The 16,007-nt window shown below is 65.2% G+C and carries 18 protein-coding genes and 1 tRNA gene; 11 read left to right on the plus strand and 8 right to left on the minus strand.

The genetic code is table 11. The features are described 5' to 3' along the window. The first annotated feature begins 20 nt into the window (after positions 1 to 20). A complete protein-coding gene (ribBA, locus tag CJZ82_RS01130; protein ID WP_369820002.1) occupies positions 21 to 1,613 on the plus strand; it encodes a bifunctional 3,4-dihydroxy-2-butanone-4-phosphate synthase/GTP cyclohydrolase II in 1,593 nt (530 codons plus the stop codon). A 23-nt stretch (positions 1,614 to 1,636) separates the two neighbouring features. On the opposite strand, the gene CJZ82_RS01135 is transcribed toward ribBA, so the two are convergent. Then, complete coding sequence (locus CJZ82_RS01135) at positions 1,637 to 2,077, minus strand: peptidylprolyl isomerase (RefSeq protein ID WP_094553938.1); 441 nt, start codon at positions 2,075 to 2,077, stop codon at positions 1,637 to 1,639. Between the two features lie 88 nt (positions 2,078 to 2,165). On the opposite strand from CJZ82_RS01135, the gene mtnP reads away from it, so the two are divergent. Beyond that, a complete protein-coding gene (gene mtnP, locus CJZ82_RS01140; protein ID WP_094553939.1) occupies positions 2,166 to 3,113 on the plus strand; it encodes an S-methyl-5'-thioadenosine phosphorylase in 948 nt (315 codons plus the stop codon). Here the strand turns inward: mtnP and murQ are convergent. The 4 genes from murQ to dnaK form a co-directional block, all read right to left on the minus strand. Continuing rightward, the gene (gene murQ, locus CJZ82_RS01145) at positions 3,101 to 4,021 is read right to left on the minus strand and encodes an N-acetylmuramic acid 6-phosphate etherase (protein ID WP_094553940.1); all 921 of its coding nucleotides are present in this window, start codon (positions 4,019 to 4,021) and stop codon (positions 3,101 to 3,103) included. The genes mtnP and murQ overlap by 13 nt on opposite strands. Beyond that, on the minus strand, positions 4,018 to 4,434 hold the full coding sequence (locus CJZ82_RS01150; RefSeq protein ID WP_094554130.1) for a DUF3110 domain-containing protein: 417 nt from the start codon (positions 4,432 to 4,434) through the stop codon (positions 4,018 to 4,020). Before CJZ82_RS01150 ends, murQ begins: the two co-directional genes overlap by 4 nt. Positions 4,435 to 4,495: 61 nt before the next feature. Beyond that, the gene (locus tag CJZ82_RS01155; protein WP_094553941.1) at positions 4,496 to 5,437 is read right to left on the minus strand and encodes a DnaJ domain-containing protein; all 942 of its coding nucleotides are present in this window, start codon (positions 5,435 to 5,437) and stop codon (positions 4,496 to 4,498) included. A 5-nt stretch (positions 5,438 to 5,442) separates the two neighbouring features. Beyond that, on the minus strand, positions 5,443 to 7,617 hold the full coding sequence (dnaK, locus tag CJZ82_RS01160) for a molecular chaperone DnaK (RefSeq protein WP_094553942.1): 2,175 nt from the start codon (positions 7,615 to 7,617) through the stop codon (positions 5,443 to 5,445). A 185-nt stretch (positions 7,618 to 7,802) separates the two neighbouring features. Here dnaK and pstC point away from each other — a divergent pair, with 185 nt between their 5' ends. From pstC to pstB, 3 genes are read left to right on the plus strand one after another with little or no spacing between them, the layout of a single operon-like run. Further along, entirely contained in the window at positions 7,803 to 8,765 is a 963-nt protein-coding gene (pstC, locus tag CJZ82_RS01165; protein WP_094553943.1) for a phosphate ABC transporter permease subunit PstC, read from the plus strand. Between the two features lie 10 nt (positions 8,766 to 8,775). Next, entirely contained in the window at positions 8,776 to 9,669 is an 894-nt protein-coding gene (gene pstA / locus CJZ82_RS01170; RefSeq protein WP_094553944.1) for a phosphate ABC transporter permease PstA, read from the plus strand. Positions 9,670 to 9,709: 40 nt separating this feature from the next. After that, entirely contained in the window at positions 9,710 to 10,528 is an 819-nt protein-coding gene (pstB, locus tag CJZ82_RS01175) for a phosphate ABC transporter ATP-binding protein PstB (RefSeq protein ID WP_094553945.1), read from the plus strand. A 116-nt stretch (positions 10,529 to 10,644) separates the two neighbouring features. Here the strand turns inward: pstB and CJZ82_RS01180 are convergent. Continuing rightward, positions 10,645 to 10,731, minus strand: a tRNA-Ser gene (locus CJZ82_RS01180). Between the two features lie 61 nt (positions 10,732 to 10,792). On the opposite strand from CJZ82_RS01180, the gene CJZ82_RS01185 reads away from it, so the two are divergent. The 4 genes from CJZ82_RS01185 to CJZ82_RS01200 all read left to right on the plus strand — a co-directional run bounded on the left by CJZ82_RS01185 (position 10,793) and on the right by CJZ82_RS01200 (position 13,592). Continuing rightward, entirely contained in the window at positions 10,793 to 11,164 is a 372-nt protein-coding gene (locus tag CJZ82_RS01185) for a 2Fe-2S iron-sulfur cluster-binding protein (protein ID WP_094553946.1), read from the plus strand. A gap of 29 nt (positions 11,165 to 11,193) precedes the next feature. Further along, the gene (locus tag CJZ82_RS01190) at positions 11,194 to 12,069 is read left to right on the plus strand and encodes an inositol monophosphatase family protein (protein ID WP_198949599.1); all 876 of its coding nucleotides are present in this window, start codon (positions 11,194 to 11,196) and stop codon (positions 12,067 to 12,069) included. 53 nt (positions 12,070 to 12,122) lie between these two features. Then, complete coding sequence (locus tag CJZ82_RS01195) at positions 12,123 to 13,298, plus strand: ATP phosphoribosyltransferase regulatory subunit (protein ID WP_094553948.1); 1,176 nt, start codon at positions 12,123 to 12,125, stop codon at positions 13,296 to 13,298. A 69-nt stretch (positions 13,299 to 13,367) separates the two neighbouring features. Further along, a complete protein-coding gene (locus CJZ82_RS01200) occupies positions 13,368 to 13,592 on the plus strand; it encodes a ferredoxin family protein (RefSeq protein WP_094553949.1) in 225 nt (74 codons plus the stop codon). Positions 13,593 to 13,858: 266 nt separating this feature from the next. On the opposite strand, the gene CJZ82_RS01205 is transcribed toward CJZ82_RS01200, so the two are convergent. Together CJZ82_RS01205 and CJZ82_RS01210 are read right to left on the minus strand one after the other, a co-directional pair. Next, positions 13,859 to 14,248 carry a hypothetical protein gene (locus CJZ82_RS01205; RefSeq protein ID WP_094553950.1) on the minus strand — a complete coding sequence of 130 codons (390 nt, stop codon included), beginning with the start codon at positions 14,246 to 14,248 and terminating at the stop codon, positions 13,859 to 13,861. Positions 14,249 to 14,336: 88 nt separating this feature from the next. Then, a complete protein-coding gene (locus CJZ82_RS01210) occupies positions 14,337 to 14,639 on the minus strand; it encodes a YciI family protein (protein ID WP_094554131.1) in 303 nt (100 codons plus the stop codon). Between the two features lie 38 nt (positions 14,640 to 14,677). Here CJZ82_RS01210 and CJZ82_RS01215 point away from each other — a divergent pair, with 38 nt between their 5' ends. Together CJZ82_RS01215 and CJZ82_RS01220 are read left to right on the plus strand one after the other, a co-directional pair. Further along, on the plus strand, positions 14,678 to 14,872 hold the full coding sequence (locus CJZ82_RS01215; protein WP_143593494.1) for a hypothetical protein: 195 nt from the start codon (positions 14,678 to 14,680) through the stop codon (positions 14,870 to 14,872). Positions 14,873 to 15,486: 614 nt separating this feature from the next. Further along, positions 15,487 to 15,918: a hypothetical protein gene (locus tag CJZ82_RS01220; protein WP_094553952.1), complete on the plus strand. Its 432-nt coding sequence runs from the start codon at positions 15,487 to 15,489 to the stop codon at positions 15,916 to 15,918. Positions 15,919 to 16,007: the final 89 nt, after the last annotated feature.

Consider the following 16,007-nt stretch of genomic DNA (forward strand, 5'->3'; position numbering starts at 1 on the left):
CCGGCATCCGCAACGGCGAGATGATCGTCGTCGTCGATGATGAAAATCGCGAAAATGAAGGTGATCTGATCTGCGCGGCCCAGTTCGCCACGCCCGAGCAGATCAACTTCATGGCAACAGAGGCCCGTGGTCTGATCTGCCTGGCGATGGAAGGGGAGCGGCTCGACGCGCTCGAGCTGCCCCTGATGGTCGACCGCAACACCGACAGCAACCAGACCGCCTTCACCGTCAGTGTTGATGCCGGGCCCGAAAACGGGGTGAGCACGGGCATCAGTGCCGACGACCGAGCCCGCACCATCCAGGTGGCGATCCATCCCGCCAGCCGCCCGGCAGATCTGCGCCGGCCGGGCCACATCTTCCCCTTGCGGGCTCGCCAGGGCGGCGTGCTCAAGCGGGCCGGTCATACCGAGGCGGCCGTCGATCTCTCCCGTCTCTCCGGGCTCTACCCAGCAGGGGTGATCTGCGAGATCCAGAACCCCGATGGCTCGATGGCCCGCCTGCCCCAGCTGGCGCGCTACGCACGGCGCCACGACCTGCGCCTGATCAGCATCGCCGACCTGATCAGCTACCGACTCGAAACGGAACGATTCGTCCGCCGCCAGGCCGAGGCCCAGATGCCGAGCGCCTTCGGTCATTTCCGGGCGATCGGGTACCGAAATGAGCTCGACGACAGCGAGCATGTGGCGATCGTCAAGGGGCGCCCCGAGCTGGCCAGCGGACCGGTGCTGGTGCGCGTGCACTCGGAATGCCTCACCGGCGACGCTTTCGGCTCCCTGCGCTGCGATTGCCGGCCCCAGCTGGAAGCGGCCCTGCGCATGATCGAAGCCGCCGGCGAGGGGGTGGTGGTGTACCTGCGCCAGGAGGGCCGGGGCATCGGCCTGATCAACAAGCTCAAGGCCTACAGCCTTCAGGATGGCGGTCTCGATACCGTCGAGGCCAATGAGCGCCTCGGCTTTCCCGCCGACCTGCGCAACTACGGAGTCGGAGCTCAGATCCTCAGTGATCTGGGGGTTCATCACCTGCGCCTGATCACCAACAACCCCCGCAAGATCGCCGGCCTCGGCGGCTACGGGCTGCAGGTGGAAGACCGGGTGCCGCTGGTGATGGAACCGGGCCAGCACAACGCCGCCTACCTGCTCACCAAAAAGACCAAACTCGGCCATCTGATGCACGGCGGACCGGGGCGGGAGCACACCGGGGCGGGAGGTCCCACGGCGGTGCTCTCCTGGAGCGGCACGACGGTGGCGCCGGAGCAGGCGGAAGCCGAGCACTGGCCCCAGCTGCGGCAGTGGGCCAGCGAGCGGGGCCTGGAGTTGCGGCGGGAGGAACACCCACGCCTGCTGGCCCTGCTGGGGCAGCCGCAGCTTGCGCTGCTCCTTGCCCAGCAGGCGGGAGGGGACCAGCCCCTGGCCGAAGCTGACCTGCTCTCAGCCCTGACCTTGATGGCCGGCTGGGCCGCCACCCGGGCGGTGAGTCTGCTGCTGACCCCCGATGCCCAGCGCAGCGCCCACCCCAGCGCCACCCTGGAGCCCGATAGCCGACCGTTGCAGGAGCTCACTCAGGTGAGCCCCCATCTGACTGCGACTCCCGGGGCTTTCGTGCGCTGGGTCTGAGCGCCGAGCCGGGGCTGCCGTCCTCAGGGCAGGATCGTCACTTTCGTGATGCGGGTGCCCTTGCGGATCGCCAGCACCACGTCCACATTGCTGGCCTGACCGAACACTGTGTGGACACCATCCAGGTGGGGCTGGGCGTCATGGCAGAGGAAGAACTGGCTGCCACCGGTGTTCTTGCCGGCATGGGCCATCGAGAAGGTGCCCGCCAGGTGCTTACGGCTGTTGATCTCACAGGGAATCATGTAGCCGGGGCCGCCGGTGCCGGGCATGCCGCTGGCGCCGGCGCGGGTGTTGGGGCAACCTCCCTGGGCCATGAAGCCATCGATGACACGGTGGAACGCCAGGCCGTCATAGAAGCCCGATTCGGCCAGCTTGACGAAGTTCGCGACGGTGCCGGGGGCTTCGGTGTCGAACAACTCGAGTTCCAGCGTGCCTGCCTCGGTCTCCATCAAAGCTTTGGTCATGGGGCTCAGAGCAAAGGCGGAGTGTATCGACTCTCGGGTAGAACAGTCCCCAGTCCTGCACCGGGCTTTCCCCTCCGTCGGTCCCCCCATGAGTCCCACCGCCGCTGCCACGAGCCAGGGCCTCGACCTGAGCCACGCACGCCTGGGAGTCCTCGGTGGCAGCGGGCTTTATGCCATCGAGGGGCTTGAGGACGTCCGTGAACTCACGGTGGAGACGCCCTTCGGACCACCCTCGGACAGCCTGCGGATGGGGAGGATCGGTGGGCTGGAGGTGGTGTTCCTCGCCCGCCACGGGCGCCACCACAACCACCTTCCGACGGAGGTGCCCTACCGGGCCAACATCTGGGCCCTGCGTTCGCTGGGGGTGCGCTGGATCCTCTCCTGCTCCGCCGTGGGATCCCTGCAGGATCCGTTGCGGCCCCTCGACATGGTGGTGCCGGATCAGTTCATCGACCGCACCCACTCCAGACCCGTGAGCTTTTTCGGCGGCGGGGCGGTGGCCCATGTGGGCATCGCCGATCCGTTCTGCCCGAGCCTCAGCCGTCTGCTAGCCGATGTGGCTGAAAGCCTGATGCCTGCAGGCCGCCAGCTGCACCGCCGCGGCACCTATCTCTGCATGGAGGGTCCTGCCTTCTCCACCCGGGCTGAATCGAATCTCTACCGAAGCTGGGGCTGCTCGGTGATCGGCATGACCAACCACAGCGAAGCCCGCCTGGCCCGTGAAGCCGAGATGGCCTACTCCACCCTGGCCATGGTCACGGACTACGACTGCTGGCACGAGGATCACGCCTCGGTGACGGTGGATCTCGTGATCGAGAACCTGCACGCCAACGCGGCCCTGGCTCAGCAGATCGTGGCGGTGGCAGCGGAGCGGATCGATGCCCAACGGCCACTCAGCAGCTCCCACAGCGCCTTGCGGGATGCCCTGATGACACCGAAAGAGCAGGTGCCGGCTGACACCCGCCGCAAGCTCGACCTGCTTACCACCCCTTACTGGGGGGCCTTCGAACCGGCCGCGGCAGCTCAGGCCAGCTGAGCGCCGAGCTGCTCCAGGGCCTGCCTCACCTGACCGTCGTGGGCGCCAAGGGCTTCATCGGCTTGCTCGGCGCTCAGCCCGGCGGCGGCCATCACCAGCGCCCGTTTGACCGAACCGCCGGCGGCTGCAAGCAGCGCCGGACCCTGCTCCCGCTCCACCCCGGCCAGGTCCTTGAGGATGCGCAGGGCGCGGTCTTCCAGCTTGCTGTTGGTGACGGCCACATCCACCATGCGGTTGCCGTACACCTTGCCCAGCCGCACCATCACCCCGGTGGAGATGATGTTGAGGGCCATCTTGGTGGCCGTTCCGGCCTTGAGACGGGTGGAGCCGGTGAGCAGCTCCGCCCCGGTGACCAGCCGGATGTCGATGTCGCAGGGCATCGGCGCCTGCTCGCTCGGCACACAGGCCATGGCGATCGCCAGAGCGCCGATGGCGCGGGCATGCTCAAGGCCGCCGAGCACATAGGGGGTGGTGCCGCCGGCGGCGATGCCCACCAGGGCGTCGCCGGTGGAGAAACCGCGCTCGATCAGATCCTGGCGGCCGGCTTCTCGCAGGTCTTCGAGCCCTTCGGAACTGCGCAACAGGGCCGGTGCGCCACCGGCAAGCACGCCCTGAACCAGCTCCGGTGGGGTGCAGAAGGTGGGTGGACACTCGGCAGCATCGAGCACGCCAAGGCGTCCGGAGGTGCCGGCACCGAGGTAGAAGAGCCGGCCGCCGGAGCGCAGGCGAGCGCTGATGGCCTCCACCGCCTCGGCCAGGGCCGGTGCCGCCGCCTCCATGGCCAGCAGCGCCTTCTCATCTTCCCGGCAGAAGAGATCCACCAGTTCGCTGGAGCTGAGCTGGTCGAGGCTGGCGCTGGCGGGGTTGGCCTGCTCGGTGAGCAGATGGCCGCGGTCGGCGCAGGTCACAGCAAGCCCTCCAGGCGGCGGCGGAAGGCTTCGAGCTCGGCACGCTCGGGGCTGCTCCCGTCGCCGCTGTCCTGGGGAGCGACAGAGCGGGAGGGCTCGTCCTTCCAGTGGGTCAGATCCATATTCCGCTCCGGCGGGGCGATCAGCAGGCGCTCCTCGGGGGAGCTGGGCAGGAAACCTGAGGGCACGAAGCGGGCTTCATAGCCCGCCTGGCCGCAGAACAGCTCCATCTCCTCCCGCTCGATCGCCTCCACGCTGGGGACGGGGAAATCCTGGGCCTCAAGCAGGCCCGCATAGCGCTCGGCATCGTCCCGTTCCTCAAACAGCAGCACCACGGTGCGGCCATTCAGCTCCAGGGAGTGAATGCCTTCGTTGTCGGTGCCTGCTTCGAACAGCAGCACATGGACGGGCATGAAGCGAACCAATCCCAGCCGCTCAGTGTCCCATTGATTGTGGCCTGCAGGGGAGGGCCGCTCAACCATCGCTGGACAATTCCTCCAGCCGTCTGTAGAGCGCCGCTTCAGCGTCGCTGAGCTGCTCAGGCAGGACGATGCGCAGCTCCACCAGCTGATCGCCCCGCCGCTCCTCCAGGCTGAGACCAAGCCCCCTCAGGCGCAGCAGCCGACCACTTGAGGAGCAGGGGGGCACCGTGAGCTGCACCCGACCCTCCAGGGTGGGCACCACCACCTTGCAGCCCAGGGCCGCTTCAGCTGGCGAAAGCTCAAGGTCGTAGAGCACCCGCAGGCCGTCGATGCGCAGGCCATCGGGGCGCCGCACCCGCAGCTGCAGGAAATGATCAGCACCGCCGGGGGCGACCCCGGCCAGACGCAGGCGCCAGCCATCACCTGCCAGGGGAGGTGTGAAGAGCTCCACCGCCAGGCCACCGGGAAGCTCCAGCTCCAGCCGGGTGCCGGCGAGGGCCTGCTCCGGGCTGAGATCCACCAGCGTCTCCAGGTCGCTGGCGGCCTGCACCGGCGGCGGCGGCGGCGGGGCGTGGGTCACCTCGACCCGTGGGTCCTCCCGCGGCTGGAGCGGTTCAGCTCGTTCCTGCTCCAGGTCGGGCTCAGGCTGCCTGCGCTGATCCGGGCGTGACTGGCGACCAAACAACGCTTCGAGATAGTCGTTGAAATCGGGGAAGCCCGTGGCGAAGGGATCGGCAGCCTCGTCCCGCAGTGAGCCCGGATCCCGCCCCGATTCCCAGGCCTGGCGACGGCGTGGATCCGAGAGGACGGCATAGGCCTCGTTGACCCGCTTGAAGCGCTCCTCGGCCACGGGATCGTTGCCGTTGAGATCCGGGTGCCAACGACGTGCCTGCGCGCGGAAGCCGCGCTTGAGAGCCGCGGCGTCGGACCCCGGGCTCAGCCCGAGGACCGCCCAGTGGTCATCGCCGACCGTGGCGGTGGTGCTCCGGCTCACTGTCCTCAGTCCTCAGCCCAGGGATCGTCGGCCCTGGGACGCCTGCGCCCCTCCGCGGGCCAGTCGGCGCTACGGCGGGAGGGTGCCGGACCGGCGGCCGGTTCATAGCGATCAGCCTGCGGGGCCTCCGGACGGGCGGGCTCGAGCCTGGAGCGCTCCAGGCGAGGGTTCTGATACGAGGAATAGCCATCGTCCTGGTTGCCGCCATAGCGGGACGGTGGTGCCCAGGGATCCCCTCCCCAGCGCTCGGATGGTCCAGGCCGGGAGCGGTCCCAGTCGTCCCAGTCGTCCTCGTCGGAGAACAGGTCGTCCTTGATCGAGCCCAGGGTGTTCTTGAGGCCCTGCAGGGGGCCTGATTCGGTCTTGCGCTCGCTGATCAGGCGGCGGTTGAGACCGTAGAGAGCCTCCTGCAACTGGCTGACAGCCAGGTCGAGTTCAGCTGGATCGGCGTCATCGAGCAGCACCTGCACCTCGCGCAGGGCCATCTCCACGGAACGCTGCTGCCTCTCCGCGCCGTAGGGACCGAGTTCGATGGCGGCATCCCGCAGGCGACGCTCCGCCTGGGCCACCAGGGTCTGGGCCCTGTTGAGCCGATCCACCGCCACCCGCTTGCGCCGGTCCTCAGCGGACTTGCGCTGGGCCTCCTCCAACAGCGCCTGGATCTCCTGTTCACTGAGGTTGGAGCCCCCCTGAATGCTGACGCTCTGCTGTCGTCCGGTGGTGCGGTCGGTGGCTGACACCTGCAGCAGGCCGTTGGCATCGATGTCGAGTGACACCTGCACCTGGGGCACACCCCGGGGAGCCGGTGGGATGCCAGAGAGGCGGAAGCGCCCGAGCGATTTGTTGTCCGTGGCCATCTGGCGCTCCCCCTGGAGCACATGGATCTCCACGGCCGACTGGTTGGCCTCGGAGGTGCTGAACACATCCGAGCGGCGCACGGGAATGGCGGTGTTGCGGGGGATCAACACCTTCATCACCCCACCGATCGTCTCCAGGCCAAGGGAGAGGGGGGTGACGTCGTTGAGCATCAGATCGCGCAGATCGCCCGTGAGGATGCCGGCCTGGACCGCCGCACCGATGGCCACCACCTCATCGGGATTGACCGACTGGCAGGGTTCGCGCGGAATCAGGGTGCGCACCATCTCCTGAACCATCGGCATGCGGGTGCTGCCGCCCACCAGCACCACATCGTCGATGTCATCGGCCGTGAGACCGGAATCACGCAGGGCCCGCTGCACGGGACGCAGCAGACGATCGAGCAGGTCGGGGCAGAGGGACTCGAAGGTGCGCCGCTCCAGGCTGGTCTCGATATGCAGGGGACCATCGGGGCCGGTGGCGATGAACGGCAGCGAGATCGGGGTGGTGGTGACGCCGGAGAGCTCCTGCTTGGCCTTTTCTGCTGCCTCGCTGAGCCGCTGCAGGGCCTGGCGATCCCGGCGCAGATCAATCTGATGGCGGGCCTCGAAGGCCTCCGCCAGCCAGTCGACGATGCGCAGATCCCAGTCGTTGCCGCCCAGCTGGGTGTCGCCGCTGGTGGCCTTCACATCGAAAACACCATTGGCGATGCGCAGCACCGACACATCGAAGGTGCCGCCGCCCAGATCGAATACCAGCACCCGCTTGACGGCACTGCGGTCGAAGCCATAGGCCAGAGCGGCGGCTGTGGGCTCGTTCAAGATCCGCTCGACCGTGAGTCCAGCCAGGCGGCCGGCATCTCGGGTGGCCTGGCGCTGGGCATCATTGAAATAGGCCGGCACGGTGATCACCGCCGCTTCCACCGCTTCGCCCAGGTAGGTGGCGGCGTCGTCAACCAGTTTGCGCAGGATGCTGGTCAGCAACTCCTCGGGCGCATATTCACGCTCGGTGATGGGGCAGACGATGCGCACATTGCCCTGGTCGTTGGCCCGCACCGTGTAGGGCACCGCCAGGCTGCCGTCGTCGAGTTCATCCCAGCTGCGGCCGACGAAGCGCTTGAGGTTGGCAAAGGTGTTGCGGGGGTTGAGCACCAGCTGGCGGCGGGCGAGCTGACCGACCAGCAGCTCCTGATCACGGCTGAAGCCCACCACCGAGGGTGTGGTGCGGCCCCCTTCGGCATTGGCGATCACCTGGGGCCGGCCGCCCTCTAGCACCGCCACCACCGAATTGGTGGTGCCCAGGTCAATGCCCACGATCCGGCCCATGCATCCCCAAAGCGAAGCCCCAAACTACCGGCTTCCTGGCCAGAAGCCTGAGCGTTGGCGGCGCCCTCAGACGCTGACGACGGGCGGGTGTTAAAGCGTTCTTAGTGGTCGCGGGCCTGGATTGCAACCTAAGTTCAGCCAATGGTTGGCCATTGCGGGCAACTCGACTTCTCTTACGTAGCTCCATGGTGATCCGATCTGAATCGGGCCAGGATCAGTTCACACTGCGCAACCGCCCCAGGTCCGAGCGCACCATCGACATCGGATTCAAGCTGCTCACGATCGTGCTGGCATCCCTGGTGGCAGTGGTGCTGCTCTGCATCTTCCTGACGGTGTTCAACGGAGCCCAGGAAGCGATGGCCAGCTTCGGCCTGTCCTTCCTTGTCACCTCAGGCTGGGATCCGGTCAACAGCCAATACGGAGCTTTCACCGCGATCTACGGCACACTCGTCTCTTCTCTGTTGGCCTTGCTCATCGCTGTGCCGATTTCACTGGGCACGGCGATCTTCATCACCGAAAACCTGATTCCGCGCAACCTGCGAGAGGTGATCGGGATGATGGTGGAACTGCTTGCGGCGATCCCTTCCGTAGTCCTGGGTCTGTGGGCCATCTTCGTGATGGAGCCCTTGCTCAGACCGTTCCTGCAATTCCTGTACCAGAGTCTCGGCTGGTTTCCGCTGTTCTCAAGTCCCCCCCAGGGACCGGGCATGGCGCCGGCCGTGTTGATCCTCGTGGTGATGATCCTGCCGATCATGACCGCCATTTCCCGGGATGCTCTCAACCAGGTCCCCATGGAACTGCGCCAGGGGGCCTACGGCGTGGGCAGCACCCGCTGGATCGCCATTTTCAATGTGATCCTGCCCGCCGCCATCTCCTCGATCATCGGTGGAGTGATGCTGGCTCTGGGTCGTGCCATGGGTGAAACCATGGCCGTGACCATGATCATCGGCAATTCGACCAACTTCAGCTGGTCGCTGCTAGCACCGGGGAACACCATCTCCGCCATGCTCGCCAACCAGTTCGGTGAGGCCGATGGGATCCAGGTGTCGGCCCTGCTCTATGCAGCTCTGATCCTGATGGTCCTCACCTTTGCCGTGAACATCCTCGCCCAGTGGATCGTCGGCAAGTTCAGCCTGAAGTACAACTGAGCAGCTCACCATGACCTTTGCCACACAGGCTCTACCGTCGCGCTCGCTCCATTTCAATCCGCGGCTGAAGCGCAACCGCACCGACAAGCTCTTCACCTCGATCGCCGCACTGTTCAGCCTGATCGCGGTTATGCCCCTTCTACTGGTGTTGGTCTATGTGCTGATCCAGGGGGGCAAGCTGATCAGCGTCAGCCTGTTCACCCAACTCCCACCGGCGCCTGGTCTTGAGGGGGGCGGAATCGCCAACGCCATCATCGGCACGTTCGTGGTCACACTGGTGGCCTCCCTGATCGCCATTCCCGTGGGCGTGGGCGGAGGAATTTTCCTGGCGGAGTACTCCAGCAGCGGCTGGTTCGCCCAGTTCATCCGCGTCGGTAACGACATCCTGGCCGGAGTGCCCTCGATCATCTGCGGCGTGTTCGTCTACAGCGCGATCGTGGCCACACGGCTGTTTTTCGGTCAGTCCTATTCCGCCATGGCCGGTGGCATCGCCCTGGCGATACTGATGCTGCCCACAGTGATCAAGACCACAGATGAAGCCCTGAAGCTGGTGCCGCGGGAACTCAGCTGGGGAGCCATTGGAGTCGGTGCATCGAAGTTCGTGACGATCACCCGGATCACTCTGCCCAGTGCGTTCACTCCGATCGCCACAGGAGTGGTGCTGGCCATCGCAAGAGCCGCCGGTGAAACAGCACCCCTGATCTTCACCGCTCTGTTCTCTCCCTTCTGGCCGGAGGGTCTGTTCAACCCGATCGCGTCGATGTCGGTGTTGATCTTCAACTTCGCGATCATGCCCTACGAAGCCCAGAACTCTCTGGCCTGGGCCGCCTCGTTCGTGCTTGTGATCCTGATTCTTGGCGCCAATCTTCTGGCCCGCTGGATTCGCCGGTTCGCCTCCAGCTAGCCACCCTCCGCCCGGATCTGCCCACCACCCCCACCCAGCCATGACCAGCGCCCTGAAGCAAGCCAGCACCAGCTCCACCCTGCCCAGTTGCCTCAGCCTGGAGAACGTCACCATCAGTTACGGCAGCTTCGAAGCCGTGCGGGATGTCTACATGGACATTCCCCGCAACAAGGTGACCGCCTTCATCGGCCCTTCCGGCTGCGGCAAATCAACCGTACTTCGGGCCCTCAACCGCATGAACGATCTGATCGAGGGCTGCAGCCTGCGTGGTCGGGTGGTGTTCGATGGTCAGGACATGTATGCCCGCGAGGTGGATCCGGTGGAGGTGCGGCGCCGCATCGGAATGGTGTTCCAGAAGCCCAACCCCTTCCCGAAGAGCATCTACGAAAATATCGCTTTCGGTGCACGGATCAACGGCTACAAAGGCGATATGGATGAGCTGGTGGAGCGCTCCCTGCGGAAGGCCGCCATCTGGGATGAAACCAAGGACAAACTCAAGGAGAGTGGCAATGCGCTCTCAGGTGGACAGCAGCAGCGGCTCTGCATCGCCCGTGCCATCGCCGTGGAGCCGGGAGTGATTCTGATGGATGAACCCTGCTCGGCTCTCGATCCGATCTCCACCCTCAAGATCGAAGAGATGATGCATGAGCTCAAGAAAAGCTTCACCATCGTGATCGTGACCCACAACATGCAGCAGGCGGTGCGGGTTTCGGATTACACCGCCTTCTTCAATGCCGAAGCGGTGGAAGGCGGCAGCGGCAAGGTTGGTTACCTGGTGGAGTTCAATGACACCGAGCGCATCTTCAACTCCCCGGTGCAGCAGGCCACCCAGGACTACGTCACCGGTCGCTTCGGCTGAAGTCAACCAATCCCCGATGGTCCAGCCATACCGGGCTCAGTCCCAGTCGCTCGGGCTCCATAGCGAATTCGCCCATAAAAAAAGCCGGCTGCGAGAGCCGGCTTTATCGTTGGAAGCGGAGAGGGAGGGATTCGAACCCTCGATAGAGTTGCCCCTATACAGCATTTCCAGTGCTGCGCCTTCGACCACTCGGCCACCTCTCCAGGGGCTGTCATGGGGCAGATGGCAATGTAGCAGTCAGCCCCATGGCTCAAGGCCCATCCGATGACACGAACCTTTCCGATCACTGTGCACTGGAGGCAGGAACAACAGGTGATCCGATTGGAGGTCCCTGAAGGGGAGTACATCCTGCGCAGTTTCGAAGCCCAGGGGCAACCTCTGCCCTTCAGCTGCCGCAACGGCTGCTGCACCACCTGTGCCGTGCGGGTGATCGCAGGTGAGATCGATCAGCAGGAAGCCCTGGGGCTGTCCCAGGATCTGCGCCGGCAGGGCTACGGCCTGCTCTGCGTGGCCCGGGCCACCGGCCCCCTGGAGGTGGAAACCCAGGACGAGGACGAGGTTTACGAGCTTCAGTTCGGCCGCTACTTCGGCCGGGGACGGGTGACGCCAGGCCTGCCCCTTGAGGAGGAAGGATGACCTCCGCCCCACCGACCTCTCCCCAGCCCGTGCAAAGCCTTTCTGGGCAGGCCCTGCTCGATTCAGCCCTCGAGCGCTCCGAGCTCGAGCAGCTGGCTGCGGTGGCCCGGGAGGCTGCCTCAGCCGGTGCCCGGGTGCTGGCCCACCATTTCGGCCAGCTGGAATCGATCCGCGAAAAGGGTCGTGCCGGCGATCTGGTCACCGAGGCCGATGTGGCGGCAGAGCAGGCGGTGCTGGCCGTGCTCGAAGCCCGCACACCGCAGCTGGGGGTGCTGGCGGAGGAAAGCGGACGCCGCAGCACCGGATCGGATCTGGAGTGGTGCGTGGATCCCCTCGATGGCACCACCAACTACGCCCACGGCTATCCCTTCTTCGCCACCTCGATCGGACTCACCTGGAGGGGCGCTCCGTTACTGGGGGCCATCAGCGTGCCGGTCCTCGAGGAGCTCTACTGGGCCGCCCCCGGGCTGGGTGCCTGGTGCAACGACCGTCCGCTGCAGGTGAGCGGCTGCAGCGACCTCGCCGCCTCTCTCCTGGTGACAGGCTTCGCCTACGACCGCCAGAGCCAGCCGGACACCAATTACACCGAGTTCTGCTGGTTCACCCATCGCACCCGCGGGGTACGCCGCGGCGGGGCGGCGGCGTTGGATCTGGCCTTTGTGGCCGCCGGCCGGCTCGATGGCTACTGGGAGCGTGGCCTCTCCCCCTGGGACCTGGCCGCGGGAGTGGTGCTCGTGGAGCAGGCCGGCGGTGTGGTCAGCCGCTACGACGGCGGTCCCGCCTCCCTGGGCGAGGGCCGGCTGATCGCCTGCACACCTGGCCTGCAGGCGGCGCTGATCGAGGGCCTCGGCCACTGCCACCCCCTGCCCGGCCACCTGTTCGGGGCTCCGGAACTCAATCCCTAGCCCCCGCCGCTCCATAGGATCCAGCCTCTCCCGTTCCCTGCCCCTCCGCCCCCATGGCCCTGCAACCCGCCGCCGGCGCCAGGGATCTCCACCCCCGCCAGGTGGACCGCAACCGCCAGCTCTGCCAGCAGCTGGCGGCGGTGTATCGGCTCTGGGGCTACCAGGAGGTGGCTCCACCGATGGTGGAGCGGATCGACACCCTCGAAGCCGGTGGCGGCATTTCCGAGCGGGAGGTGGCACGCCTCACCGCCGAGGAACCGCTGGGGCTGAGGCCCGAGCTGACGGCCTCGATCGCCCGGGCCGCCTGCACCCGCCTGGCCGATCGCCCCCGTCCGCTGAGGCTGTGGGCCGAAGGCAGCACCTTTCGCACCTTCACCGGCGACGGCGGCGGGCAGCGCCTGAGTGAGCAGCTCCAGAGCGGGGTCGAGTTGCTGGGGGTGCGCTCCGCGGCAGCGGACGCCGAGCTGATGGCCCTGCTGCTGGCCTGCAGCGAGACCCTTGGCCTTCAGGCCAGCCATCAGCCCCGGCTGCTGGTGGGCCACCACGGCGTGCTCTCCGCCCTGCTCGAAGACCTGCCCGACGACCATCGCTCCAGCGCGCGCCAGGCCCTCTCCAACTTCGATCCCCTGGCGATCGCCCGCCTGCCCCTGCCCCAGGCCCAGATCAATCGGCTCCAGCAGCTGATGCGCCTGCGCGGTGAACCGACGGTGGTGCTCGGCCAGCTGCGCCGCCATCTGGGCGAGAGCCCGCTGATCGATGAGCTGGCGGGCTCCCTGGAGATCGTGGCGCCCACGGCCTCACGGCTGGGCATCGGCCTGCAGCTGGATCCCAGCTTCCAGCCCCATTTCGATCTCTATGACGGCATTGTGCTCAAACTGGTCTGCATGGGGGCAGAGGCGCCGGTGGAGATCGCCAGCGGCGGTCGCTACGACGCCCTGGTGGGCCGCTTCGGGGCCGAGGCCAGCGAAGCGGCCGGGGTGGGTTTCGGCTTCTCGATCGAGGACATCCGCGACCTGCTGTACAGGCCAGGCGCCCGCGACCAGGCCAGCCGGCCGGTGCTGGTGGCCTACAGCCGGCGTTCAAGCCTGGCCGCCGCCCTGGAGGCCCTCGCCTGCAGGCACCGGCAGGGCCAGAACGCCGAACTGCTCCCCGATGCCTGCCCAGGCCGGGACGAGGCCGAGGCGGCTGCCCAGCGCCGTGGTTGCTCAGCTCTGGAATGGCTCGACTGAAGCCACCATCAGCCATGCCGTCGCCGGGGGGTTGATTTCTAAGATCGTGGCTCGCAGCACTCCTCAGCCATGGCCCACAGCATCGTCACCGACATCTGTGAAGGCGTGGCCGATTGCGTCGATGCCTGTCCGGTGGCCTGCATTCACCCCGGCCAGGGAGCCAACAAGAAGGGAACCTCCTTTTATTGGATCGATTTCGACACCTGCATCGACTGCGGCATCTGCCTGCAGGTCTGTCCCGTGGCTGGGGCAATCATTCCGGAAGAACGGCCCGCAGAGCAGCGGCGCGGCTGAGCCAAACAGGACCGCCAGGCATTGGCACAGAACATGCTCCAAAGCCAAGGAGCTTCCAGGCCACGATCAGAAGCTTCTTGACAATCACGTAGATACCAGCACCGACCATCAACTCACCAGGGATCATCGTTGTACCTCTGTACATATGTTTCAACTACCAGCGGACAAGCAACCTGCGTGGATCGTGAGGACCAATCAGTTCCACACCTGCGATCCGGCACGCAGCCATACTTGAGTTTTGCTGCGAAGCATGATTGATTGAAGATCTACTTCATCTTGCGACCAATCCGAACGAATACCCAGGCGCTGGTCACAGCAGCGCCGATGCATGGAAGAAGGACGATGAGCTCGCCAATACCAACTTGATTTGAGGACAGCGTGACGACCACAATGAAGCTGGCAGCAGCAATAAGGCATAGGCAAAGGGCACTTGCTCTCTGCAGGCTTGGAACGAAACCTGTCGCGACCAGGCAAATCCAAAGCGTAGGAGCTACGTAGATACCCCAAGCCAACCAATCAAGACTATTCCAGGCGATCTCAATAAGGGCACCGAGGCCTCTTGCCCGTGCAAGCTCACCGACGTAAAGAAAGAATGTCGCCAGCAGAACGTAAGGCACCACAACTATGGCCCCAACGGTATGCAGAAGTTTATTCATTCAGAGCCACCTGATAAGTGCGATCTTCTAGCCCATCACTCAGGGCTGAAGCAGTCGCCATAAGAACGTATTGAAATGAGAGGACAGCTTACTGGAAGCGGCTGAGTCCAATAAGCGCTTCCCACTCCACAACTCGCGCTTGATCAGACAGCATTCCGTCTTTGGCTCTGGGACTGGATGCAACAATCATTCTGGCAGCTTCAAGATCTTCCGCCTGTATGATCCAAAGCCCGGTGCCATCATGAGGATAAAAGGGTCCGCAGCAGAGGAGTGTTCCATTCTCCTCTTGCTCTTTGAACCAGGACAGCTGCTTCTGGTCATGCTCAGGATGAGCCTTCTTGTATTCATAGTAGCTTGACTGTGTAGCCACAACAACGGCAAACAGCTTCATTGGTTTCTCTCTGGCAGTGTCCATTGGGCTATGGGAGCTTGACTTGGGAACGCCAGGCCGCCGAGACATTCAAGGCCGCTTGCCGCACGCTGCTGGAGCAGCAATGCCAGGAACTCGGGATCGCAGATCCTGGCCGGCTGGCCAGGCAGCTCCATCTCCTGCTCGAAGGAGCCCTGGTCATCACCTGCTTCGAACGCGATCCCCGCGCCGCCACCGCTGCCGCATCCGGTTGACAACCAGCCACGGCATCCGCAACGCCATCGAAACCTGCTGGCGCCAGAGGTTCCGCCAGGGCTCCGCTGAATTCCGGGGCTGAGTCGGTGCCGCAGGGTGAGCGACCGGGGGATCTCGGGGAGCAACGGGAATATACTCACATGGCTTCAGGGCCTGATCCGACCGTTGGGCATATTGCGATGGCCCGCTTCATGCAGCTGCTGCTGAATCGTCTGTTCAGACTTGGCATAGGAACCTTCTCCGAAGTGGCTGGCGCGGATGCGGCCCAGATGGTCGATGAAGTAATCGCCGGCCAGTAGGTGTTGTTGAAAGCTTTCCAGATCGCGAAGTCGTTGTCGATCACCACCGGGAAGGTCACCCCCAGCTTGTGGCTGGCCTAGTGCACATTGGCGTGGTCCATGTACTTCTTAGCCCAGGCCCGTAAGTGGGGAAAGGTGCGCACGCAGTTGATGCACGAATAGGTCCAATTATCGACAATCACCGCCTTGCCCCAGAGCTGATGGTCACGGCACCCCCAAGGGCCAGCCGCTGCCAGGAGGTGGCCTGCAGAGACCGTAACAGGGGTTTGGAGCGTCAGACCTCAAAATGAGGGCAATTAGCCACGGGACAGGGGATGACCCTGCTGCGCTACTTCGCCAACCTGCGCCCAGGGAAACAGGTGCTCTGGTGCTACCTGATCTGGTATCTGGTCAGTGCCATCGCGCTGTTCGAGCCCGACCCTCTGCTGTGGCTCAACTCACTGGGTCTCAGCGTGATCATCGGTGTGGGCCTGATGCTCAGCGTCTCCCGCGCTGTTCCCGCGCCAAGCGATCACTGGACGACGCTGCGGCTGTTCCTGATGCCGTTCTGCGTATCGAGCTTTGCTGCGCTGACCAAGGGAAAGGGCTACGTGCTGCTGATCCCCGGGCGGGGAGAGGTGCTCACGCTTTCACTTGTCGCCTGCGGCGGATTTCTGCTGGCCTGCCGTCTGCTCAGGGGTCAGCGGAGTCTGCGGAATGATTCCCAGACTCCAGCAACGGATCACACCGGCACTGACCCCCTCTGATGGACCGCTGGCCAGAGGGCGGGGCCCATGGGCCTGGTGAACAGCAGCCCATGCCCAGAGAATGCGCACCTGGCACCCTTGCTCGTGAC

The organism is Synechococcus sp. 1G10, from assembly GCF_002252625.1.
GTDB lineage: Bacteria > Cyanobacteriota > Cyanobacteriia > PCC-6307 > Cyanobiaceae > Regnicoccus_A.

Coding starts and splice junctions, on each gene's coding strand:
- CJZ82_RS01135 (WP_094553938.1), bottom strand. CDS start 2,077: ATGACCAAAGCTTTGATGGAGACCGAGGCAGGCACGCTGGAACTCGAG.
- dnaK (WP_094553942.1), bottom strand. CDS start 7,617: ATGGGCCGGATCGTGGGCATTGACCTGGGCACCACCAATTCGGTGGTG.
- pstC (WP_094553943.1), top strand. CDS start 7,803: ATGGTGATCCGATCTGAATCGGGCCAGGATCAGTTCACACTGCGCAAC.
- CJZ82_RS01185 (WP_094553946.1), top strand. CDS start 10,793: ATGACACGAACCTTTCCGATCACTGTGCACTGGAGGCAGGAACAACAG.
- CJZ82_RS01195 (WP_094553948.1), top strand. CDS start 12,123: ATGGCCCTGCAACCCGCCGCCGGCGCCAGGGATCTCCACCCCCGCCAG.
- CJZ82_RS01220 (WP_094553952.1), top strand. CDS start 15,487: ATGACCCTGCTGCGCTACTTCGCCAACCTGCGCCCAGGGAAACAGGTG.
- ribBA (WP_369820002.1), top strand. CDS start 21: ATGATCGTCGTCGTCGATGATGAAAATCGCGAAAATGAAGGTGATCTG.
- CJZ82_RS01205 (WP_094553950.1), bottom strand. CDS start 14,248: ATGAATAAACTTCTGCATACCGTTGGGGCCATAGTTGTGGTGCCTTAC.
- pstB (WP_094553945.1), top strand. CDS start 9,710: ATGACCAGCGCCCTGAAGCAAGCCAGCACCAGCTCCACCCTGCCCAGT.
- pstA (WP_094553944.1), top strand. CDS start 8,776: ATGACCTTTGCCACACAGGCTCTACCGTCGCGCTCGCTCCATTTCAAT.
- CJZ82_RS01200 (WP_094553949.1), top strand. CDS start 13,368: ATGGCCCACAGCATCGTCACCGACATCTGTGAAGGCGTGGCCGATTGC.
- CJZ82_RS01150 (WP_094554130.1), bottom strand. CDS start 4,434: ATGCCCGTCCATGTGCTGCTGTTCGAAGCAGGCACCGACAACGAAGGC.
- mtnP (WP_094553939.1), top strand. CDS start 2,166: ATGAGTCCCACCGCCGCTGCCACGAGCCAGGGCCTCGACCTGAGCCAC.
- CJZ82_RS01210 (WP_094554131.1), bottom strand. CDS start 14,639: ATGAAGCTGTTTGCCGTTGTTGTGGCTACACAGTCAAGCTACTATGAA.